Raw genomic sequence first — 24,485 nt, 5'->3', positions numbered from 1 at the left:
TAAGCTAAATTATATATTGGGTAATAACTTTTTATTATATTATCTAATGAATAAAGGAGATTTTATGCAAGAAATATTAAAAGATGATATTACTCTTGAAAAAATAAAAATTTATTTAGTTAAGAGCAGAAGTAAGACTTTTTTAGAAAACTCTAAAAAAATATTAAATGATAGCGAATTTGAACTCTCACCATTTAAATTTAAAATACAAAAAAATAAAGAAATTGAATGGATTAATGATGAGAAACATTCAAGATCTTTACTAAGATTATTAAATGGATTTGTATTCTTAGGAGATTTGATAGAAGCTTATTTAACTACAAATGAGAAGAAATTTATAGATAAGGGGATTGAAATTATATATGATTGGTGTAATTCTATAAGCTATGAATTACATAAGAATACGATGGCCTATCATGATGAAACAACGGCTTTAAGAATGGAATATTTTATTTCATTCTTAATAAACGCTAAGAATGTAATTAGTGATACAAATAAAGAATATATTTTATCTAAATGTCAGTTTATAGCTGACTTGCTAGTAAGAGATGATTTTCATTCTAAAAATACTAATCATGGAATGTTTCAAGATTTAGCTTTATTAAAGTATGGAGTTATAGTAAATAATAATGTCTTTGTGGAAAAGGCGATAAAAAGGTTAAATGATTATTTTGAATTTGTTTATACTAGTGAGGGGATACATAAGGAACATTCCCCAGCATATCATATGATGGTATCATCAAATTTAAAGAGATATGTAAGTTTTTTAAATGAGTTTAGATTGAATAGAAGTATACAGCTTGATGTAAAGGCTATCTTGGAAAAAGCAGAAGAGTTTATTATATATATAACAAGACCAGATGGATGTGTACCGAATATATCAGATACAGAAAAGAGAAAATTAAGATTAATATATCCAAATTTATTTACATCAGATAGATACAGATTTGTACTATCATCTGGTGAGAATGGAGAAGCTCCAACTGAAAATAGTAAAGTTTTTAAGGAAAGTGGATATGCAATTTTTAGAGATGATTGGAATAAGAAAGAAAAAGCATCTCATGTTATATTTACAGCAGCATATCATACTGGTTATCATAAGCACACAGATGATTTAAATGTTTTATTTTATTCTGGTGAGGATATTTTAGTTGAGGCTGGTGCTAATGGATACAATTATAGAGATCCATTTACTAAATATGCTTACTCTGCTCAAGCACATAATACATTAAATGTAATTAATAAGCAATTACCAAGACATGATAACAAAATGGATAAGGTTAAAATGATAGATTATTATATAAATAAAGAATATAGTATGGCTATCGGAAAAAATGAAAGATATGAAAATGTCATTCATACAAGAAAAGTAAAATATTACAATGACTCTAATATATTAGAGGTATCTGATAATATAGAGAGTGTAGAATTAAATGAATATATTTTAAATTGGCATTTTGCTAAAGGGATATCTTTAGAAGTAAGAGATAACAAGGTGATTTTAGTAAAAGATAATAAGAAAATAGGACTAGTAAAGATATTTTCAGATACTAAATATGAGATTAATATTATAAATGGTAAAGATAGAGGAGTGATTCAAGGTTGGTACTTTGAAAAAATGGAATATAAGGAGCCAATAAATAATATAGAGGTTAGATTTAAAGGGAAAAATGCTAAGTTTGTAACTCAAATAATTGTATATACACAAAAAGAAAAAGAATATCAAATAGATATAATAAATAATGAAAAAATTTATTTTAATAAAGAAAATATTAAGTATTTATTAGAAAAAGATAGCTCATCTGATAAGTTATGTATTGTATTTTCCGCAATGGGGGAAAAAAATAAATTTGTTTATAACTATATGAATACTCTAAATGAGTGTAAGATTAATAAGTTATTTATTTTAGATGAATTTGATATTCAAGGGTCTTATTATTTGGGAAAAAATAGAGGATTGGAAATAGAGGATACAGTTATAAGTTTAATTATGTTTGTAGCTAAGGAATTGGATATAAAGTTAAAAGACATAATTCTAGTTGGTAGTTCAAAAGGTGGATATGCAGCATTATATTATGGAATAAAGTATAACTTAGGAAGTGTTATAGTAGGAGCTCCTCAAAGTAAATTAGGTGATTTTTTAATAGATCAAGCAAAACATTTAGAGATAGCTAAATTTGTATCTGGTGGAATAGGGAATGAAGACAAAGAATTCCTAAATAATATATTATATAAGGTTATAGATAATAATAAAAGGATAAATATAAGAATATGTATTCATGTTGGAGAAGGAGATTATCATTATGAACATCATATTTTACCATTAGTAAGTTATTTTGACCAATTAGGAATTGTTTATAATTTAGATATAGCAAATTATGAAGGACACAAAAAGTTAAAACAGTATTTTCCAAAATATCTTTTGGGTGAGATTAATAAAGTAGATGAGAATATAATATCAAAAGAATCAATAAAGAATCTTCAGGTTAGGCATTTTATTGAATATAAAATGTCTATAAAAAATAATAAAGTTCTTATAGATATTTTAAATGCAGATTCAGATAGTAAATTTGCATATTATTTATTTAATGAAATGGAATGTATAGAAAAGACGCAATACTCGAGGGCCGTTAAATATGAAAGTAAAGTTTTAAGTAGTGGGAAGTATAGGGTTAGAATATTTGAATTACTCTTTAATAATGAAAGAAAATCTATTTACACTAATTATGTAGATTTATGTAATTAGAGTATTTATATTTATTACTAAAAATTATAGAAAGTAAAGTTTGTATAAATTATTAGGTATATATTTAAAAATATAACAATTACAAAATGATTTAAATTGCTAGGAGGATGTATGGAGAGAGGTTTTGTTATTATTTATTCAAATAAAAAGTATGAAAGTTTAAGTGATTTTGAAGTATATAACGGATGCTATTATATAGGAAGTGAAAAAGGAACATATATTAATATAAAAAATAATAAATATTATATAGATATGTCCGGTGTAGGCGTAGTTAATAACAGATTTATAGTTAATTCTAAAGATTTGATAAATTATATTGAAAAGGATATTGATACTGAATCCTATTATAAGTTTGGCGAAAACATTAGAGGGGCAGTAGCTATAACTGTTATTGATATTGAAAAACAACAGTTTGTAGTACTTCCAGATCCATTAGGGTATGCAATAACTTTTTATTATAGAGATGATAATATATTTGCTATCTCTAGTGATTTAAAGTCTTTAGTAAAATATATTAGTAAGATTGGAATAAAAATAAATAAATCAATAGAATTTTTAAGTGAGAGTATAGCAACAGCTAGAGGTGGTTTTTTTAGATCAAGTTATGAAGAGGTAAAATCATTAAAATCTTTTCAGTTTGTATTAGGTAAAAAGTCTGATATTAGAATACAAAATTATGATTACAAGTTAGAGATTTTTAAAAATAATGAGGCATATGAAGACCTATTGGAAAAGGCTAGTATTGAAATAATTGAAAATATAAAAGCGGTAAGTGAATATAATAATAAAGGATATAAAATAGCACATTTAACAGGTGGGTTTGATTCTAGATTAGTTTTATCAGCTATTTTAAGTTGTAATTGTGAAAAAGACTTTTTCTTTTATTCTTCAGGAAGACCTGATTTTCCAGATAGAAGTATAGCAGAAAGAATTTGTGGCGATTTTGATTTGATGATGACAGAATATAGTGGGTTAGATAAAAAAGAAGGATATAAAAATATTCAGGAGCATTTATTAGATTCTTTGGATTTTTCGGAAGGTTTATTATCTACAACTTTTAATAGAAAACTTATTAAAAATGATAATATAGTTTTAAGTGGAGGATTAGGAGAATGCTATAGATCATCCTTTGGAAAATTGGTAGAGAATTTTAATTATGATATGTGCATATATGAAATATTAGAAAAGATATGGGGAAAAAATTTATCTTATAAATATGAGGATAGCTTATTTAATAATAATTTCATAGAAAAAGTTGCTAAAATACTAAAAGAAGAAATAGAGAGTGCTAGAGAAGATGGTATAAGGGAAGATGCTATTTTAGATTACATATATATAAAGACTAAGAATAGATATTTTATAGGGCCTATTTCATATAATGCAAGTTTTTGTATAAATAGATTTGATCCTCTATACTCTTTAAGCGGTATAAAATGTTCTATAAATCAAAGCCAAGATATTAGAAGTTCCAATGTTTTAGGATTTGATTTAATGAAAAAACTTAACAATAAATTACCTTTTTTACCTTTTGATGGGCAAAGGTTCGGTTATAATTTTAGTAAATATAGAGGTAAGATTAAGTTAGAAGATTTTAGTGGAAACAAACCTAAATTTTATCTTGAAGAAAAAAATATTAACGTTCAAGAATATAGTGTTGAAATTTCAAAAGAAGATATAGAAAAGGCAAAAAAAATAAAGGGCTCAGTTCAGCAAGTAGCTATGTTACCAATTATACAAAAAGAGTGTTTAAATATTTTAAGTAAAATACCTTCAGATGAAATTTATAAAGTGTTTAATAGAAAGATATTAAATAGATTATTAATAAATGATTTAAATAATAGAGTACATATTAGAAATGTATATAATTTATATTCTTATTTATTATGGTATATTAATTGAATTATTTTAGTCTATTTGTTATCAGATAGATTAAAAATGAGTAATTAAAGAATACTGTACTTAAGGTAAAAAGAATCAATAGTTTAAGTATGAATTGATTTATTATAAAAATTAAATAAATGTAATAATTTTTATTAATAATTTTAGAAGATTTCAAAATTAGAAGATATTTTTTATATTAAAAAGGTGAAACTTATATATAATAAAAAGAAAATTAGTATAAGTTTTAAACTAACGTAAGTATTAAGGAGAAACTTTATGAAAAAAATAAAAGTCTTAAGTGTATTTGGGACAAGACCAGAAGCAATAAAAATGTGTCCTTTAGTAAAGGTATTAGAAAAAGATGATAAAATTGAATCAATAGTATGTGTTACAGCTCAACATAGAGAAATGCTAGATGCAGTTACAGAAATATTTGATGTTAAACCACAATATGATTTAAATATTATGTCTCATGGACAAACTATAATAGATGTTTCGAACAAGGTTTTAAATGGAGTAGACAAAGTTATAAAGGAATGTAATCCAGATATAGTTTTAGTTCATGGAGATACTTCAACTACATTAAATGCGGCATTAGCAGCATTTTATAACAAAGTTCCTGTAGGTCATGTAGAAGCAGGGCTTAGAAGTGGAGATATATATTCTCCATTTCCAGAAGAGGCAAATAGAAAGTTGACAGGAGCAATAACAGCATTACATTTTGCACCAACAAAAAGTAATGAGAATAATTTATTAAAGGAAGGTATAAATAAAGACATCCATATTACTGGTAACACTGTAATAGATGCTTTACTAAGTGTAATTAATAAGGACCATAAGTTTGAAGAAGATATATTAAATGATGTGGATTTCAAAAATAATAAGGTTATATTATTAACAAGTCATAGAAGAGAAAATTGGGGAGAACCAATGAAAGCTATTTTTTCAGCTACAAGAAAATTAGTAGAGGAGAATGATTCAGTAAAAGTAATATTCCCTATGCACAAAAATCCATTAATAAGAGATTTGGCTAAAAAAAGCTTTGACGGAATCGAAGATAAAGTATTATTAATAGAACCACTTGAATATGTTGACTTTGCTAATCTTATGTCAAAATGCTATTTAATAATGACAGATTCAGGTGGAATACAAGAGGAAGCACCAGCTTTAGGAAAGCCAGTGATGGTATTGAGAACAGAAACAGAAAGACCTGAAGCAGTAGAGGCAGGAACTGTGAAATTAGCTGGAATAGAAGAAGAAAAAATTTATAAAATAGCAAATGAATTAATAAATAATGAGGATGAATATAATAAGATGGCACATGCAACTAATCCGTATGGAGATGGAAAATCTTGTGATAGAATTATTAGTATAATAAAATCAAAATTTAATAAATAATTAAATTTGAGTAAGGTAAAATGAAATGCCCAATGTCTAACTGACAAAGGGTATTTTATTTTGCTAGAGAATTTTAATAATTTTTTGATTTTCAAGGTTATATTATATACAAATGAATTTGATTTAAATAGAGATGAAATTATAAATATTTTTGATTTAGTAATACTATCAAAAAACATTAAATTATAAATGAATTATATAACTTAGGATAGGAGATGAATGTAATTGTCAAATAAAAAATTATTATTAACATTAGGAGCAGGATATATTTGTACGCATGTATCAAATGTGAGGAGAACAAAAATTAATGAGAATTTAAAGTGTTATAATAATGAAAATGAAGATTTATCTATATTTATATTAAATAATAATACTTATGAAAATTTATTGATGTTAAATTTCAATAAAGAAAAAAATAAAGTTAAAATAGCTAATTTTTATATGAATAAGAGGGAATTGAGTGAATTTTATAATAAAAATGGTGAGATAGAAACTATAAAGTTACTTAATTTAGAGAATAGTTTATCTATAAATAATTATATTAAATTTGATTATAGGATAATAAAAGAGTATGTAGATAAAATAAATGGATTAAATTTAAGGATAACAGCAAGAGAAGCAAGATTGTTAAAATTAGAAATGAATGAAAGCAATACATATATATTTAATGGTGAAAAAATTATTGAATATTTAACACTTGACTATGTGGGAGCAGATAAATCAAAAAGATTAAAAAGGGTTTTAAAAATATTACTAGATAATGTATTTGAACTTTCAAAGAAAGATTTTATAAATACTATATCTGAAATAATGACTAATATTGAAACTAGTTTATCAATTAAAGATTTAGTTTCTTTGGGAGTCTATTCTTTAAAGTTAAATTCAAGCGATATAGAAGAGTATAATTTCGAGGTGGGAGAGAAACTTTTAGTTGTTCAATAAAAAAGTCCATAAAATTTTTTGAAACTAGGATTTGAAAAACTTTAGAAATATTTGCAGATATAGAAAATGTATCTGAAGGAAATACTATATATGAATTTCTTTGGGCTCCACAGACTCCATTTTACTATAAATTAAGTTATAATGAGAAATTAGGAATATATAAAGTTTCATTTGATATAACAGAAGATATGTTAGGTAGTGAAGTTAAGATATATGAAGTAAGAGTTACTGATAGAGGAAACAATAGGCATTCAGAAACACCTTCAGTTACTTGTATTGTAGATAAAAATGGAGAGATAAGTCCAGAAGAACCTTCAAAGCCAGGAGAGCCATCAACTCCTAAAGTACCTGTTATTAATGAAGGAACCGATATAAAAGAAGTTATTGAAGAAATAAAAGCTTCAGAAGAAAAAGAAATTAAAGTTGAAGTAAATAATAAGGAAAAAATAGTTGATAAAGAAGTATTCAAAGCAATAGCTGGCAGAGATAAAAATATATCTTTTACAGAAGAAGATGGAACAGTTTGGACATTTAGTGGAAAAGATATTAAAACAGATAAATTAGATTCAGTTAAATTATCTGTAAGTAATATACCAACAAAAGAAGATAAAGTTGAAATTGAAAAGTTAACTGATGATGCTGTATTTATAAAGTTTGACCATCATGGAGTTTTACCAGGGAAAGCACCAGTAAAAGTGCAAGTTGATAAGAAAAAGGATCTTGTAGGGAGAAAATTAACTTTCTATCATTATAATGAAGAGACTAAAAAGATAGAAAAAATAAGTTATAATGTTACTGTAGATGAAAATGGATATGTTATTTTAGAAATAGATCACTGTAGTGATTACTTCTTATCAGAAAAATCAGATTTAGCATATGTTGGAGAATATGCTAAATCTCCAGTAGAAGAAGGTAAAGAAGAGAGTAGTAAGCCTTCAACAGGAGTAGATAAAGACGATAATCAAAAACAAAATGATAGTAATTCAAATGAGAAAAATGAAGCAATTAATAATTCTTCACAAGAAGTCTTACCTAAAACAAGTTCAGTGATTTCAAGTAATATATTAGTTGTAGTATCTATCTTAATGGTAGCTACAGGATTAACAGTTTATAAAAAAAGAAAAACTATTATTTAGGCAAATACTAGAAGATATATTCTATAGTAATAGAAGACATTAAATTTTATGAATTCTGTAATATCTAATATAAGTTATTACAAACAGAATCAAGAGTTCTTGTTGAAATGGTGGAAGCTAATGTAATAACAAAAGAAACTAAGAAAGTTAATCTTTAATATAGTAAAACTCAAGGGGGTCGCGAAACACGACTCCCTTTATATTTTCACAAAATACACCATAAAGTAAGACTAATAAGGTACAAACTTTATTAGTCTAGTTTAATTAAAAGTTTTGATACACAAAGAGCAGCAGCAGCTAAAGCACCATTATAATTATTATATTCCTTAAGTAAAATATCTTGTTTTATATTTTTAGAAAGCAAGTTAATATTTTGTTTTAATAATTCTTCTAATAGATTTTTTAATAAATCTTCATTAAACAACTCTCCATGAATTATAATTTTACTTGAATCAATCATCATTGATAAATTATTAATTGTAATTGAAAGATAATTAATTGCAGAGTTAAGTATTTTTATAATTCCTTCATCTCCTAACCTATAAGCTTTTAATATAGTTTCTATGGTAATTTTATTTCTTTCAGATACTAATTGTTTCAAATATGTAGTTTCTGAGTTATCAAAGAGTATTTGAGATTTTTTAATAATCCAAGCTTCACTTCCGTATGTTTGAAGACATCCTCTTTTTCCACATTCACATAATTCACCATTCGGATGAACAACTATATGTCCTATTTCTCCAACAAGAAAATTATCCTTGGCATAGAGTTCACCATTGTACATATATGAGCAAAACATTCCTCTACCAACATGGAAGAATATAAAATTATCATCATTGCCATTAAAACTAAATAATCTTTCTGATAATGTCATACATTTAACATTATTTTCAAAGTAGATTGGTAAATCGAATCTTTCTAATAGTATTGTTATATCAAAATTTTTCCAAAATGAATTATTAGTAATAATTGATTTATTAACTTCATCAAAATGGCCAGGAAGGGCTATACCTATCCCTTTCGGATTATAGTTTGTACAAGAGTCTATAAAACTACTTAATTTATTAATATAAAATTCTTCACTTAAAATTTCTTCTAAATTAGAATTATCTAATTGAATAGTCTTTTCCTTATAAATTTTACCAATATTATCAGTTAAGCAAAAAGATATATATTTAGGTGATAACTCTGTACCTATATAAAAACTATGATTAGGGGATATACCTAATAATATTTTTTTTCTTCCTGACTTATTTTCCTCAGGTATAACTTCTCCAATTTCATGTATAAGGTTTTCTTGAATCATATTACCAGTAATTTCGCTAACTGTTGCAGGTGTAATTCCAGTTTCGTTTGAAATATCAATTCTAGAAATAGGTCCTTTAGCATAAATTTTATCTAAAATTTTAAATCTTAACTTTTGTTGGTTTTTTGTAAGCTTCATATTGTATCTCCTTTCAATAATAATATTATATAACATTAATTATAATTTAAAAATAAATATAATTATTTTTATTATAAATTATTTTGAAGACAATAAAGAGCCTAAAAAAGTATAACTCTATTGATTTAGGCTATATTAACTTTTATATATGATAATATTAACTTAAAAATCTAAAAAATAAAGAGGAAAATTGATTATAAATTATAATTAAAAAAGTTAATAATAACCAATATATGTGTTGACAAATTATTTTTGGTAAATTATACTTTAATCATAATAGATTATAAATTATTATCAATTATATAAAAAAATAGATGAAATGTGTTTAATAAATTATAAATTATAAATTATAAATTGTAATTTATAAGAAAAGGAGGGATTGTTTAAGTAAAAGGTAGTTTGAGTTTTACAAAGGAAGTCCAAATATATTTAGTTGAGAAATAGTTAAATAATTAAATTATATTGTTTATATTAATATAACTATAAATCCTAAGAAAACTATTAAATTGGTTTGTATTATAAATATCTTATACTTAACGATAAAGTAATAATTTATAAATATTATCTACAAAAAAATGTACATTTTATTTAAAAATAGAGAGACATGATTAGGATTTATTTCTATTGTAAGAATTAAGTTTAATCAAATCTATCTGTTTAGAGGTGCTAATTTAAATTGAAAAATTTTAATAACAAGGAGACAAAAATGAATAAGTTGATGGAATCTATTGAAAAATATTTATTACCAATTGCTTCAAAAATAAGTAATCAAAAATTCTTAGTAGCTCTTAGAGACGCTTTTATAGGTACAATGCCTGTTGTTATGACTGGTTCAATTGCTCTTTTACTAAATGCATTTTTAGTAGATGTGCCTGGACAATTTGGAAATACTTCAATCCCACAAACATTTAGTTGGTTTGTAGATGTAAATAATTTAATATTTAAAGGCAGTTTAGCTATAGTATCGCTATTATTTATTTTTTCTTTAGGTGTAAATGTTGCCAAGATTTATAAGACAGATACACTATCCTCAGGTATAGTTGCTCTTTCAGCTTTTATAATAGCTATTAGTAATTCTATAACTAAAAGTATTCAATTACCTAATGCTGATGGACAAGTTTTATCAGAACTTTTTAAAGGTGTTAAGGATATAGCTGTTGAAGGAAATAATCTTTCTGTTACAGTTAGTGGAATTATCCCTGGAGCACAAATTAATTCAAATGGTTATTTTACTGCAATTCTTATTGGTTTTATAGCTTGCATTATCTATAGTAAATTAATGAATAAAAACTGGACAATCAAATTACCTGATACAGTACCACCAGCTATTGCAAAACCTTTTATGTCAATAATTCCTGGTTTTGTTGCATTATATGTTGTAGCTATATTCGTATATGCATTTAATAAAATTACTGGACAATTATTAATTGACTGGATATATAAAGTACTTCAAACTCCATTACTAGGTTTATCACAAAGTTTCATTGCAGTTATACTTATTGCATTCTTAACACAATTATTCTGGTTCTTTGGTATTCATGGTGGAAACGTTATGGCACCAATTATGGAAGGCTTATTTGGAATTACTTTATTAGCAAATATGGAAGCTTTTCAAAATAATCAACCAATTCCATATTTATGGACAAGCGTATCTTATGGAGCATTTGTATGGTATGGAACATTAGGTTTATTAATAGCAATATTATGGAAATCTAGAAATAGTCATTATAAAGAAGTTGCTAAATTAGGTATAGCTCCAGTTTTATTTAATATAGGAGAGCCTGTTATGTATGGACTTCCTACAGTTATGAATCCAATTTTATTTATACCATTCTTATTATCACCTTCATTAATGGCAGCAGTTTCATACTTGGTAACAACTTTAGGTTGGGTAGCACCAGTTACTCAAAATGTTACATGGGTTATGCCACCTGTATTATATGGATTCTTCGCTACAGGATTTGATTGGAGAGCAATTATATTATCATTAGTGAATTTAGCAATTTCAATAGTAGTTTACTTACCTTTTGTTAGAATGGCTGATAAGGAGAACATGTAGATGTCTAAATTTGAAATAAGAGAAGAGTTCTATATAGATGATAATAAATTTAAAATTTTATCTGGAGCTGTTCATTATTTTAGAATACACCCTTCTCAATGGGGAGATACATTATTTAATTTAAAAGCTCTAGGATTTAACACAGTAGAAACATATATTCCTTGGAATATTCATGAACCATATGAAGGGAAATTTGATTTTGAAGGAATCAAAGATATAGAAAAGTTTATAAAAATTTCTGAAAAGTTAGGTTTATATGTTATTTTAAGGCCCACTCCTTATATATGTGCTGAATGGGAGTTTGGTGGACTTCCGGCATGGCTATTAAAGGATAAAGAAATAAAGCTTAGAAGCTCTGATGATAACTTTATTGAAAAGCTAAGAAATTATTATAATGATTTACTACCTAGATTAGTTAAGTATCAAGTAACTAAGGGTGGACCAGTTTTGATGATGCAAGTTGAAAATGAATATGGTTCTTATGGTAATGAAAAGGAATATTTGAGAATTGTAGCATCAATAATGAAAGAAAATGGGGTAGATGTTCCTCTTTTCACATCAGATGGTACATGGATTGAAGCATTAGAGTGTGGATCATTAATTGAAGATGATATTTTCGTATCTGGGAATTTTGGTTCAAAATCAAAAGAGAATTGTGATATGCTTAAAGATTTCATTTTAAAAAATGGAAAAGAGTGGCCTATTATGTGCATGGAATATTGGGATGGATGGTTTAATAGATGGGGAGAAGATATTATCCGTAGAGACTCTATTGACTTAGCAGAAGATGTAAAGGAAATGCTTAAAATAGGAAGTATTAATCTTTATATGTTTAGAGGAGGAACAAACTTTGGATTTATGAATGGTTGTTCTGCAAGAGGAAATAATGATTTACCACAAGTTACCTCATATGATTATGATGCGATATTAACGGAATGGGGTAATCCAAGTGATAAGTATTATGAATTACAAAAGGTTATGAAATCACTATTTCCTAATATAGTACAATTGCCTCCAATAAAAAGAATATTAAAGAATCTTGGCAGCTATAAAGTTGATGGTACAGCTAATCTTATGTCTATTGTTTCGGATATATCGAAAGAAGTTAAAACAGTATATCCTAAAGGCATGGAAGATTTAGATTGCAACTATGGATACATGCTATATAGAAGCAAAATTAAGAATTATCATCATGATGAAAAATTAAAGGTTATAGATGCTTCTGATAGATGCCATGTATATATTGATGAAAAACTTATTGCTACTCAATATAAGGAAGAAATAGGAACAGAGGTTGAGTTTAGTAGTGACAATGAATTTATAAATGTTGATGTATTAGTTGAAAATTTAGGTAGAGTAAACTATGGACATAAATTAAATAGCCCTACTCAAAGAAAAGGGATAAAGGGCGGAGTTATGATAAATAATCATTTCCATAGTGGATGGATTCAATATCCATTATACTTTGATGAAGAGATGATTTCTAAAATTAAATTTGAAGAAAGTATTGTGGATAAAGTAGAAACTCCAATGTTTTATCATTTTACTGTTGAACTAAATAATATTAATGATACTTTTATTGATTGTTCTAAATATGGTAAGGGCTCAGTATTTGTTAATGGCTTTAATATTGGAAGGTATTGGTCTAAGGGACCTATACAATATTTATATCTTCCATCTGGTTTTCTTAAAGAGAAGAATGAGATTATTGTATTTGAAACTGAAAATATCATAATAAGAGAGCTTGAATTTAATGACAAACCTATTTTTTTAGATTTGTAATTAAATAAAAAATTTAAGTTTTAAAGCATATAATCACATAATATTTATTTATTTCTAATGTTTAAATGGTATAAAAATTATTTTGAAAAATATTTAAAAAGGAGAGGTTATTATGAAAAAACTAAATGAGTTTCTTGAAGAAAAAATGTTGCCTATAGCTGCGAAGTTAGGGGCAAACAAAGTATTAATTTCAATACGTGATGGTATAACATTAAGTATGCCACTAATTATTATTGGTTCGTTATTCATGATAATAGCAAGTTTTCCAGTTAAAGCATGGACTGATTGGTTGACAGCGGTAGGAATTGATACTTATTTATGGAAGGGTGTAGATGGGAGCTTCGGATTAATGGGTCTAGTAGCAAGTTTTGGAATTGCAAATAGCTTAGCTCGTCAAAATAAAGTTGATGGAGTTTCAGCCGGTATTATAGCATTATCATCTTTTATCATTGTTACACCTTTTGTAAGTGGGGAGACAGGTACAGGCATTCCAGTTGGCTACATGGGAAGTAAAGGTTTATTTGTAGCTATGATTCTTGGTATTGTTTCAGCTTTAATTTTTAGCTGGTTTATAAAACGTAATATTCAAATTAAATTACCAGATTCTGTTCCACCTGCAGTAGCTAGAAGTTTTAGTGCTTTAATTCCAGGTGCAGCTATTATAACTTTATGGTTAGTTGTTTTTGCGATTCTTGATAGAGTTAATATTGGTAATATTCATGATTTAATGATGATAATTTTAGGAAAACCACTAGGATTACTTGGTAATAACATATTTGGAACAATTATTGCAATTCTATTAAATAGTTTATTCTGGTTCGTTGGTATTCATGGAGGAAACGTTGTAAACAGTATTCTCCAACCTATTTGGTTAATGAACTCAGATGCAAACCGTTTATTATTCCAAGCTGATAGTGCAGCTAATTTACCAAATATTATTACACTACCATTTATAGATAATTTCGTATATATGGGTGGCGGTGGAGCTACAATTGGGTTAGTAATTGTTATTGCGATTATTGCTAGACGTAGAAATGCAAGTAAAATGACTAAAGCTATGGCACCATTAACTTTAACACCGGGGATATTTAATATTAATGAACCTGCTATGTTTGGTTTACCAATAGTAATGAATGTTTCATTAATAATACCATTCATTTTAGCACCAGTAGCAAATGCGATAATATCATATGTGGCAATGGCTTCGGGGTTAGTTGCAAAAACTACAGGTATAACAGTTTCTTGGACAATGCCACCAATTCTTAGTGGATTCCTTACAACTGGAAATCATATAAGCGGAGCTGTATTGCAAATAGTATGTATACTTGTAGACGTAGCAATTTATTGGTTCTTCTATAAAGCAGTTGAAAAGCAAAACTTAGCTTTAGAAGCAGCTGAGGAAGTTGAAGTTAATAATAACATAATGGGTTAATTTATTTATAATAATTAAATGAAAAATATAAAAAATTAGAATTAAATTAGTTATTTAAATAAGTGATAAACGATTTAAATAAAGATCAGTAAATAGTTAAATAAAAACAGTAAATTAAATAAATACAATAATTTAAATGATTTTTGGAGGAGTAATTATGGGTAAAAGATTAATTAGTGCAAATGCTTCGGAGATACTAAATATGACCGCAGCTGAATTAAAACAAAGTATTAAAGCTAGTGAAGGGAGAACCATTCTTTCAGAGAATGTGGCACCAAGAGAATCCTTTATCGGTGATATTACTAACTCTGAAATTGCTAGGGCTTTCGGAGCAGATTTAATTTTACTTAATGGGGTAGATGTTTTGAATCCATATATTTTTGGATTAGATATGAAAGAAGGAAATTTTGTGGATCAATTACATCATTTAGTAGGACGACCAATAGGAGTAAACTTAGAACCAGTAGATTTAGATGCAGATATGGCAGAAGATATTTTAACTATCAGCAAAGGTAGACAAGCTAATTTAGAAACAATTCAAGAAATTGAAAAACTTGGTATGGACTTTGTTTGCTTTACTGGAAATCCTGGTACAGGAGTTACAAATTCACAAATAGAAAAAACAATTCATCTAGCAAAAGAACATTTTTCAGGATTAATTATTGCAGGCAAAATGCATGGAGCTGGTGTTAACGAGCCAGTTGCAGACATAAAGGCAGTAGAAAAGTTTATTGAGGCAGGTGCAGATATTATTTTAGTTCCTGCAGTTGGAACAGTACCAGGATTTGATGATTCAGAATTAAAAGAAGTAGTTAAAGTAGCACATAGTAAAGGTGCGCTTGTATTAACTGCAATAGGTACTAGTCAAGAAAGTTCTGATGAAGATACTATTAAACAAATTGCAATTCGCAATAAAATTTGTGGCGTAGATATTCAGCATATTGGTGATGCAGGTTATGGTGGAGTTGCACCTTTTGAGAATATTTTTGCTATGAGTAAGGCAATTCGAGGTGTTCGTCATACTGTATCTATGATGGCGCGTTCAATTAATCGTTGATTATTTGAAGAAAAAAAATATATATAGAAGGTTAGGTTTAGGTTTAACCTACCTTCTTGTATATTACTAAATTTATAAAGAGTTTTTTTAGAGATTATAAGAGGGGTGTATAAATATGAAAAAGACAATTATGTTAATATGTGCAGCTGGAATGAGTACTAGCTTAATGGTGACTAGAATGCAAAAAGCAGCTGAAGAGAAGGGTATTGAAGCAGATATATTTGCTGTTTCAGCTAGCGAAGCAGATAGTTATTTAAATGAGAAGAAAGTTGATGTATTGCTTTTAGGGCCACAAGTACGTTTTATGAAAAAACAATTTGAAGAAAAGGTTGCACCATTAGGTATTGGATTAGATGTAATACAAATGACAGATTACGGTATGATGAATGGAGAAAAAGTATTGGATCAAGCTATAAGATTAATTAAGAATTAGTTTGTAAACCAATTACTTTTAAAAGGAGTGTTAATTTTGGAAGAACAAGAAAATTTACAAGTAGTTATGGAGTTAATTATGTATGGAGGAGATGCTAAAAGTAATGCTATGGAAGCTATCCAAGCTGCAAAAGATAGAGATTTTGAATTAGCTAAAGCTAAAATTTCTGCTGCAGAAGCTTCATTATTAAAGGCACATCATTCTCAAACAGCAATGTTAGCTAAGGAAGCTCAAGGTAATAAAACTGAAATTACATTATTGATGGTACATGGTCAAGATCACTTAATGACTTCAATGGCATTTACAGATTTAGCAAAGGAATTTGTTGAAGTTTATAAACGTATGAACGAAAAGTAATGTACACGACTAAGAATATATTTTTATATAAAAGCCCATAGTAGAATACTATATTTGTTCTACTATGGGTTTTTATAATTTATAAGTAAAAAATATGTTAAGTATTTTAGATTAATTTAATAGTAGTAAAGGCAGGGCAAAGCTTAAGTTAAAAAGTGTTAAAAATTCCTAATTTTAAAATTTATTAATATATAATTCACTTGTAAGAAGATTAAGGGGGAATTTATAGATGAAACATATACTATAGTTAAATCTCTTGATAAATCTAATGAAGAAGCTATAAAAATTGCTGATAAAGCTGTTATAGGAACAAAAAATGACAATTATAAAGAAGAGGACAAAGAAGTTTTTTAGCAGCTATAAATGAAGCTAAGATGGTACTTTCCTCAGATGATACTAGTCAAACTTAACTATTAATTTATAAATTATGCGTAATTAATTATACTTAGTAGTTTGGAACAAATTGCATCAATAATTATTTATTATCAATTTGGGGGATTGTTATGATAACAGAGGTATTTAAAAGTAATAAGAAGATTAAAAGGCATATTATTGCATCATTTATTATTATTTTGTTCTTTGTGTTCTTATACTTTTTCAATGGAATAGAAAAGGTAAAATTAATTAATTGTGCTGATAAAAGCTATGAAAAGGCTATTGTTGTAGAAATTGTAGAGGATAATATACAAGAAGATGGACATAGATCCAAATAAAATAGAAAAGATATTTACATTAAAAGATGAAAGCGCTAAGAAAAACTATTTTAGTGTTATGGAAGACATGCCAAGTGAGTATATGGATGTTACAAATATGATAATTAAACATTCTGCAAATGAATTGAAATGTAAATTAAATGATAATATTTTTATTTCATTAATTGATCATATATCTTTTGCCATAGAAAGATATAATAAAGGAGTAATCTTACAAAATAGATTGTTATGGGAAGTTAAAAAGTTTTATCCAGAAGAATTTAAAATCAATACAATTTCAATACAATTAATGAATATATATAATGGATAATATTAATTTGAATTAAATACAATATATGCTAAAATAAACTTAGAAGAGCTTACTAAGTTTCAATAATAAATAAAATTTAAAAATCAATTAAATATAGTAAAAATCAAAATACAGAAGTAAGAAAAATATAAATGAATAGCTAAATTTATAGGAGTATTGGGAAGAAAAAAACGTCTTAATAAAAGGGCTTAATAAAAGTAGAGGTGAGTTTTTGGAAGAAAATATGATTGAAAATAAGATGATATATTTAGATCATGCAGCAACAACATCTATTAACGAAGAGGTTCTTAAAGAAATGATGCCGTATTTAACTAATCAGTATGGAAATCCATCTTCCATTTATAGTTTTGGACGGAAAAGTAAAAAAGCAATAGAAAAAGCAAGAGAGCAAATAGCAGCTACTATAAATGCTAAAAAGAGTGAAATTTACTTTACAAGTGGGGGAACAGAAGCTGATAACTGGGCAATTAAGGGTATTGCTGGATATTATAAAAAGAAGGGGAAACACATAATTACTTCTTCTATAGAACATCATGCAGTTATCAATAGTTGTAAACGATTAGAGGGGGAAGGCTTTGAAATAAGCTATTTGCCAGTTGATAAGGATGGAAAAATATCAATTGAGGATTTAAAAAAATCTATAAGAAAAGATACTATTTTAATAAGTATCATGATGGCAAACAATGAAATAGGAACTGTAGAGCCAATTGCAGAAATAGGGAAAATAGCTAGGGAAAAGGGAATAATATTTCATACAGATGCAATACAAGCTGTTGGATGTATTACTATAGATGTTGAAGATTTACAAGTTGATTTATTATCAATATCAGCACATAAATTTTATGGTCCAAAGGGTGTAGGAGCCTTATATATCAGAAAAGGTACAGGCATTGATTCTCTTATGGATGGTGGAGAGCAAGAAAAGGGAAAGCGTGGAAGCACAGAAAATGTTGCATCTATTGTTGGTATTGGAAAGGCTATTGAATTAGCAAATAAAAACTTAATTGAATATCAAAAGAAGTTGTGTTGCTTAAGAGATGAAGCTATAATTCAGATTTTAAAAAACATACCAAATACAAAATTGAATGGACATGCCGTGGATAGATTACCGGGAAATGTTAACATCCTCTTTGAAGGAATGGAGGCAGAAACAATGATACTAAAGCTAGATAAAATGGGATTTGCAGTATCAAGTGGAGCAGCCTGTTCTTCAGGATTAACAGAGCCTTCACATGTACTTAAAGCAATAGGCTTATCTCATGAAAAGGCACAATGTTCACTTAGATTTACATTTGGAGAAGAAAATAATATAAAAGACGTAAAAAAATTAGTTGAAGCGCTAAAGAAAATTTATTTTAACTAAAAACTTATAAATTATTTACAATAAAATGCTGAGAGATATTTTAGTGAAAATCATTTTTTACTCTTTAACTCTTTCACTATTTTGCTCAGCAAAATACAGGGGGATTATATGAGAAATACTTATGGAGAACTTATTAATGAATTGAAGGACAACCATAGCATGGTAATGATGACAAGACTTTCATCTAAAAGGGGAAAGAAAATAGAAAAAATATTATTAGATTTAAATAAAGATTACTTATTAGATATTGATGAAGATATGAAAAATGCAATAAATAAAGCAATAGATAAAAAGACTCCAGAACTTATCATACATAATGATGAAGAGCAAATTTTAATAGAGCCGTTTTTTCCAGAAGCAAGATTAATTATCTTTGGAGGCGGAAATATTTCAGAGCATCTTGTGGATTTAGGAGCTAAAATTGGATTTAAGGTAACAGTTGTAGATGATAGATTATCCTATGCAAATAAAGAAAGGTTTCCATTAGCAACAGAAGTAATTTGTGAAAGTTTTGAAAATGTTTTTGAACAAATAAATGTAAATCAAAACGATTATGTAGCAATTGTTACAAGAGGACACAAATATGATAAAGAATGTCTTAGAGCAGTTTTAAATATAAAACCAGAATATCTAGGAATGATAGGATCTAAGAGAAGAGTTCAAGGAATTAAAGATCAATTTAAAGAAGAAGGATATAGTGCAGAGCTATTAGATAAAATATGTTCGCCAATAGGATTTAGAATTGGGGGAATTACACCATTAGAAATTGCAATATCTATTATTTCTCAGATTATTGCACAAAAAAGGCTAGGTATATCAGATATGATAGCTTGTGCAAATGCTAAAAAAAGAACAAATTATTCTGATATGGATATTAAAGTCTTAGAAAACCTTGCAAAAGAAGATGAAGAAAGAAGAGCAATTGTTACAGTAACATCAACAAAGGGGTCTACACCAAGAGGAGCAGGAGCTAAAATGATTATTTGGCAAAATGGAAAAACACTTGGAAGCATAGGCGGAGGATGTAGTGAAGGAGAGGTAATTCTTGCAGCAAGGGATTTAATAGAGGAAGTTGAAGAAGGAAGCTTTATGACAATGCAAGTTGATATGACAGGAGATGTAGCAGAAGATGAAGGAATGGTTTGTGGTGGGATAATGAATGTACTTATAGAAGTATAATAAATCATTTCTTTACTCTTTATTTTATAATTAATTAAAGTTATATATTATTTCAAAAATTAAGAAATACAAGTGTTTTTTAATTTAAATCGTAGTATAGTCAAAGGATCTAACGAAACGTTAGGTCCTTTGACTATATTATAAGTTTTATAGATTTTTATGTGGTTTTAAAATTAAATACAGTAGATGTTTATTCAATACAAAAGAAACAAATTTTATAAATAATCAACAGAAATTTTAAAAACTATCTTTTTTATTTGAGAAGGTGAGTTTTTCATAATAGCAACTTTATGAGCATCAGTAGGCCAACAAATCATAAAGTCACCAGGATTTAAATAATATGTTCCATCAGCTTCTCCATTATAAAAGGCAATATCTTTTTCATTATTATAAGGAGTTTGAACTTTAAGTTTAGCTATAGAAGAGGTAGAAATACCCTCAATACCTTCTAAAATATAATGTACATCCAGATATTTTTTATGTGCTTCAAATATACATTCATATTCAGGTTTAGATATGAGTGATACTGGGTTATAAAACAGTTTATTTTTTTCATAAACGATAGTTGAAGTAGGTATATTTTCTATATTAAGTTTTGAAAGTTCCTGTAAAGCTTTATAAATTATTGAAAAAGATTTGTAGTTATAGATATTTTTTATATTATCAATTATCATAAATTCCTCCAAAATTATTATCTTTTATTAAATTATAAATAGCTCCAATCAATCCTGCATTATTTCCTAAATTTGCTGAAGTGATTTTTAAATGCCTTTTGAAGCTAGGCATAATCATGTTAAATACTTTGTTACGTAGAGGAGTAATAAAATAAGCTTCTTGACTACTTACTCCGCCACCTATTATTACAAGGTCAGGATTAAAAATATGAATTAATCCTACTAATCCTACAGAAATATCATCTATCCACTTATTTACTATATATGTTATGTCACTGTTACCTAATTTTACTTGTTCAAATATGAATTTTCCATTTATCTTCTCAGTTTTATTAAATGGATAAGATGGAAGGGAGTTTAGTAATTCGTTTACATTATTAACTAAAGTTGTAGTTGATGCATATTGTTCATAGCATCCGAAATTTCCACAAGTACATTTTTTCCCACTTTTATCTATAGAAAAGTGTCCAAGTTCTCCAGCTAATCCTATTTTTCCAGAGAGAATTTTCCCATTACAAATAATTCCGCCGCCTACACCAGTTCCAATGGTAATCATAATTACATTAGAATAGTTTACTGCACTTCCCTTCCAGTATTCACCGATAACAGCACAATTTGCATCATTGGCTACTGAAACTGGTACAGCATATTTATTTTGTACAATATCTTTTATGGGAGTATAAATCCAATTATCTATATGCCCAGCGCTTCCAATTACTGTACCACTATAAGTATCTATTTGACCAGTGGCAGAAATTCCGATACCAATTAGGTTATTTGAATCTAAATTATTGTTTTCTAGGAATATATCTATTGATTTTAATACAGTATCAATAATTGGAGTTTTATAATGATCAAAGTCAACAGAAAAAGCTGTGGATTTAATAAGATTACCATCTGATGTAATTAAACCAATTTTAACATCTGTTCCACCAATATCAACACCTAAATAAATTTTATACATTATTTAGTACCTCAATAGCATTAATAAATCTTTGGGCAATTTCTAATGGCCTAGTAATAGCTCCACCTACTACAACAGCATATGCACCAGATTCTAACATTTGTACAGCTTGTTCTGGATAATGTATTTTACCTTCGGCAATTACAGGTATATCAATTGCTGAAGATAACCTTTTAACTAGATCAATATCTGGAGCATTAATTTTAGGAGAATAGCTTGTATAGCCACTTAAGGTTGTCCCAACAAAATCTACACCACACTTCCAAGCATTTATTCCTTCTTCATAGGTAGAAATATCAGCCATAAGTATAATGTCTGGATATTTATTTTTTATATCGGTTATGAATTCGTTTATAGTGCTACCATCTCCACGTTTACGCATTGTACAATCTAGAGCAATAATATCAGTATCAACTGAGACGAGTTCATCTATTTCTTTCATAGTTGGAGTGATATATGAATCGTATCCTTCATACTCAATTTTAATAATACCTATTACAGGTAGAGAAGTTTCTTCTTTTATTGCTATGATATCACGTATGCTATTTGTGCGGATACAAGGAGAACCAGCTTTTTTAGCAGCACGAGCCATTAGATACATTATAGATTTATCTTCTACGTATAGAGGTTCTGATGGAAGAGCTTGACAAGATATTATTAGCTTACCTTTTATTTTTTCTAATATTTCATATTTTTTATATTTCATAAGTGAAAATCTCCTTTAGATAATTATATTTTGTTTTTTTAATGTATTTTTTAATACTGTAGCCATAATGTTATAACCATTCGCGTTTGGGTGAAGACCATCATATGTAATGCCTTCAAGTAGTAAATTTGTGCCTGGGACTACAGTTGTATGATAATAATCAACATAAATAAGATTTTTTTCTTTGCTATAACTATATAGAAAATCATTAAAGTCACAAATGAATTTTTTACGTTTTGCCTCACATAATGAAATTGGAATATTAATAGGTAATAAAGAAACTATAATAGGCATTGAAGATGTATTATCAAATTGTTCTATGATATCTATATAATTTTCTTTTGCTTTTGTTAAAACATCATTATAGGGGAGACCAGGTAGTTGTTTCCAATAATCACCTTCTAAGTCTAATGAATCATTAATTCCTATACCGATGATGCAGTATTTTGGAGATAATTGTAGAGCATCAGCGAAAAGTCTTTGGGATAAATAGGTAGTAGTGTCTCCACCTATTCCTCGATTAATAATTAGTTGTCCAGGCTTGTTAAAATATGCACTTAATTCCCAGTAATGAGTAATAGAATCCCCTATGAAAAGAAAATCAGGTTTTAATTTATTTTCTATTAGAGTATGATTTTTTATATCAAATTCTTTTCGGCGGGTATCTGCAGATACATTTAATGAAAAATAACCAGGGCTAGCATAATCATGTCCAACTTTCATAACCATAAATCTTTCTCCTTTCAATAGAATTTAATATTTATATTTTGAATTATATTATTAAGAAAAATTTTTATAAATAGGTTAAATGAGTAATTATAGTACAAAACAACTAAATTATAATTGAATTAAGTAAAGTGATATATTATAATTGTTGTAATATTCTGTATAATAAGGTGGAGATTGCTTATGAATAATTCATTTATTAATTCTATAAGATTTAATTTTCTTTATATTGATAGATACTCTTTTGGTAAGTCCTGGGTATATCCTGAAAGTTATTTACCATACGGTATGTTAAGATACGTTATAAAAGGAAATGCTATATTCTTTATTGATGGGAAAGAATTTGAAGTAAAGGAAGGGGATATTGTTTATCTTCCAGTTGGATGTAAATTATCTTGTCATGCGCTTAATGATGAGTTTTCTTTTTATAGCATAAGGTTTGCAACATCAGTAAATTATGATGGAGGAGATTTACTAACAGATTATTTTCATATACCTACAGTAATTCATGATATAAATAATGAGGGTAGAATGTATTTTGAAAAAATGTATAAATGCATAAAGACAGATCATGATTCAAGGATGTTTTGGGTTAGAGGATATCTAGAATTAATTATAGGATATGTTATTGATAAGGGTAAGAGGAACATTGATATTGATAGAAAAGAATTGATTGGAGAAGAAGAATTTTCTTTAGAAAGAATTAAAAAGAGAACAAGAAAATCAGATGTTAGCTTAGATCCAAGAATACAGGTTGTTGTAGATTATATAATTTTACATCCTACAGAGCAGTACACAATTTCAAAAATGAGCAGGATGGCTGAGCTAAGTGAATCACGATTTAGAACATTATTCAAACAGCAAGTTGGAAAAAATCCTTTAGAATATTTAAATGAAATAAGAGTTATGACAGCTGCAAGAAAGTTATTGGTTTCAGGAGATAATATAAGTGATATAGCATATGAAGTAGGATATGAAGATGCAAATTATTTTAGTAGAATATTTAAAAAATATTTTTGTATTACTCCAAAACAATATAGGGATAATGCTAAAGAATAACTATATAATAGTTAATTTATCCTATAAAAAATAGAAATTTATATTGTATCAACTTATGATTAAAAGTATAATTTTGTAGATTTATTTTTAAATATAATATAGATAATGATATAAAGGGCATTTG

Annotated in this window: 21 protein-coding genes; 16 read left to right on the top strand and 5 right to left on the bottom strand. The window is 27.2% G+C overall.

Features of this window, described 5'->3' with window-relative positions; all coding sequences use genetic code 11:
- The first annotated feature begins 64 nt into the window (after positions 1–64).
- From CSBG_RS14320 to CSBG_RS14300, 5 genes are all read left to right on the top strand, one after another.
- Positions 65–2,746, top strand: a complete 2,682-nt coding sequence (locus CSBG_RS14320) for a heparinase II/III family protein (protein ID WP_008680672.1) — start codon at positions 65–67, stop codon at positions 2,744–2,746.
- Positions 2,747–2,857: 111 nt separating this feature from the next.
- Positions 2,858–4,645, top strand: coding sequence for a hypothetical protein (locus CSBG_RS14315; RefSeq protein ID WP_008680670.1), 1,788 nt, complete (start codon positions 2,858–2,860; stop codon positions 4,643–4,645).
- Positions 4,646–4,903: 258 nt separating this feature from the next.
- The gene (gene wecB, locus CSBG_RS14310; protein WP_008680669.1) at positions 4,904–6,025 is read left to right on the top strand and encodes a UDP-N-acetylglucosamine 2-epimerase (non-hydrolyzing); all 1,122 of its coding nucleotides are present in this window, start codon (positions 4,904–4,906) and stop codon (positions 6,023–6,025) included.
- 225 nt (positions 6,026–6,250) lie between these two features.
- Positions 6,251–6,967 carry a hypothetical protein gene (locus CSBG_RS14305; protein WP_008680657.1) on the top strand — a complete coding sequence of 239 codons (717 nt, stop codon included), beginning with the start codon at positions 6,251–6,253 and terminating at the stop codon, positions 6,965–6,967.
- A 188-nt stretch (positions 6,968–7,155) separates the two neighbouring features.
- A complete protein-coding gene (locus CSBG_RS14300; protein ID WP_008680646.1) occupies positions 7,156–8,103 on the top strand; it encodes an LPXTG cell wall anchor domain-containing protein in 948 nt (315 codons plus the stop codon).
- A gap of 250 nt (positions 8,104–8,353) precedes the next feature.
- Here CSBG_RS14300 and CSBG_RS14295 read toward each other — a convergent pair whose 3' ends face one another.
- Positions 8,354–9,547, bottom strand: a complete 1,194-nt coding sequence (locus CSBG_RS14295) for an ROK family transcriptional regulator (RefSeq protein WP_008680645.1) — start codon at positions 9,545–9,547, stop codon at positions 8,354–8,356.
- A 706-nt stretch (positions 9,548–10,253) separates the two neighbouring features.
- Here CSBG_RS14295 and CSBG_RS14290 point away from each other — a divergent pair.
- From CSBG_RS14290 to CSBG_RS14245, 10 genes are all read left to right on the top strand, one after another.
- The gene (locus CSBG_RS14290; protein ID WP_008680644.1) at positions 10,254–11,606 is read left to right on the top strand and encodes a PTS sugar transporter subunit IIC; all 1,353 of its coding nucleotides are present in this window, start codon (positions 10,254–10,256) and stop codon (positions 11,604–11,606) included.
- Positions 11,607–13,388: a beta-galactosidase family protein gene (locus CSBG_RS14285; RefSeq protein ID WP_008680643.1), complete on the top strand. Its 1,782-nt coding sequence runs from the start codon at positions 11,607–11,609 to the stop codon at positions 13,386–13,388. It abuts the gene before it with no gap.
- Between the two features lie 112 nt (positions 13,389–13,500).
- Positions 13,501–14,820: a PTS sugar transporter subunit IIC gene (locus CSBG_RS14280; protein ID WP_008680642.1), complete on the top strand. Its 1,320-nt coding sequence runs from the start codon at positions 13,501–13,503 to the stop codon at positions 14,818–14,820.
- Positions 14,821–14,977: 157 nt separating this feature from the next.
- The gene (locus CSBG_RS14275; protein WP_008680641.1) at positions 14,978–15,877 is read left to right on the top strand and encodes a PEP phosphonomutase; all 900 of its coding nucleotides are present in this window, start codon (positions 14,978–14,980) and stop codon (positions 15,875–15,877) included.
- A 115-nt stretch (positions 15,878–15,992) separates the two neighbouring features.
- Positions 15,993–16,310: a PTS sugar transporter subunit IIB gene (locus tag CSBG_RS14270; protein WP_008680640.1), complete on the top strand. Its 318-nt coding sequence runs from the start codon at positions 15,993–15,995 to the stop codon at positions 16,308–16,310.
- Between the two features lie 36 nt (positions 16,311–16,346).
- Positions 16,347–16,667 (top strand): PTS lactose/cellobiose transporter subunit IIA, encoded by a 321-nt coding sequence (locus CSBG_RS14265; RefSeq protein WP_008680639.1) that lies wholly within the window; start codon positions 16,347–16,349, stop codon positions 16,665–16,667.
- A gap of 503 nt (positions 16,668–17,170) precedes the next feature.
- Positions 17,171–17,380: a hypothetical protein gene (locus tag CSBG_RS14260; protein ID WP_035285458.1), complete on the top strand. Its 210-nt coding sequence runs from the start codon at positions 17,171–17,173 to the stop codon at positions 17,378–17,380.
- Entirely contained in the window at positions 17,361–17,690 is a 330-nt protein-coding gene (locus CSBG_RS14255) for a PRD domain-containing protein (RefSeq protein WP_051005294.1), read from the top strand. Before CSBG_RS14260 ends, CSBG_RS14255 begins: the two co-directional genes overlap by 20 nt.
- Positions 17,691–17,913: 223 nt before the next feature.
- Positions 17,914–19,053: a cysteine desulfurase NifS gene (nifS, locus tag CSBG_RS14250; protein WP_198007874.1), complete on the top strand. Its 1,140-nt coding sequence runs from the start codon at positions 17,914–17,916 to the stop codon at positions 19,051–19,053.
- Between the two features lie 108 nt (positions 19,054–19,161).
- Positions 19,162–20,232 carry an XdhC/CoxI family protein gene (locus CSBG_RS14245; RefSeq protein WP_008680636.1) on the top strand — a complete coding sequence of 357 codons (1,071 nt, stop codon included), beginning with the start codon at positions 19,162–19,164 and terminating at the stop codon, positions 20,230–20,232.
- Between the two features lie 215 nt (positions 20,233–20,447).
- On the opposite strand, the gene CSBG_RS14240 is transcribed toward CSBG_RS14245, so the two are convergent.
- The 4 genes from CSBG_RS14240 to CSBG_RS14225 are packed head-to-tail and all read right to left on the bottom strand — an operon-like array spanning position 20,448 to position 23,305.
- Complete coding sequence (locus CSBG_RS14240; RefSeq protein WP_008680635.1) at positions 20,448–20,906, bottom strand: YhcH/YjgK/YiaL family protein; 459 nt, start codon at positions 20,904–20,906, stop codon at positions 20,448–20,450.
- Positions 20,896–21,870 carry an ROK family protein gene (locus CSBG_RS14235; RefSeq protein ID WP_008680634.1) on the bottom strand — a complete coding sequence of 325 codons (975 nt, stop codon included), beginning with the start codon at positions 21,868–21,870 and terminating at the stop codon, positions 20,896–20,898. The genes CSBG_RS14240 and CSBG_RS14235 overlap by 11 nt, the downstream gene beginning before the upstream one ends.
- Positions 21,863–22,576, bottom strand: coding sequence for an N-acetylmannosamine-6-phosphate 2-epimerase (locus CSBG_RS14230; RefSeq protein ID WP_008680633.1), 714 nt, complete (start codon positions 22,574–22,576; stop codon positions 21,863–21,865). The genes CSBG_RS14235 and CSBG_RS14230 overlap by 8 nt, the downstream gene beginning before the upstream one ends.
- A gap of 15 nt (positions 22,577–22,591) precedes the next feature.
- On the bottom strand, positions 22,592–23,305 hold the full coding sequence (locus tag CSBG_RS14225; protein ID WP_008680632.1) for a GDSL-type esterase/lipase family protein: 714 nt from the start codon (positions 23,303–23,305) through the stop codon (positions 22,592–22,594).
- A 180-nt stretch (positions 23,306–23,485) separates the two neighbouring features.
- On the opposite strand from CSBG_RS14225, the gene CSBG_RS14220 reads away from it, so the two are divergent.
- Complete coding sequence (locus CSBG_RS14220; RefSeq protein WP_008680631.1) at positions 23,486–24,361, top strand: helix-turn-helix domain-containing protein; 876 nt, start codon at positions 23,486–23,488, stop codon at positions 24,359–24,361.
- Positions 24,362–24,485: the final 124 nt, after the last annotated feature.

Origin of the sequence: Clostridium sp. 7_2_43FAA (assembly GCF_000158375.2) — a bacterium.
Taxonomy (GTDB): Bacteria; Bacillota; Clostridia; order Clostridiales; family Clostridiaceae; genus Clostridium; species Clostridium tertium.
Note: the sequence above shows the minus strand (reverse complement) of the source record. Positions and strands in the feature narration are given on the sequence as shown.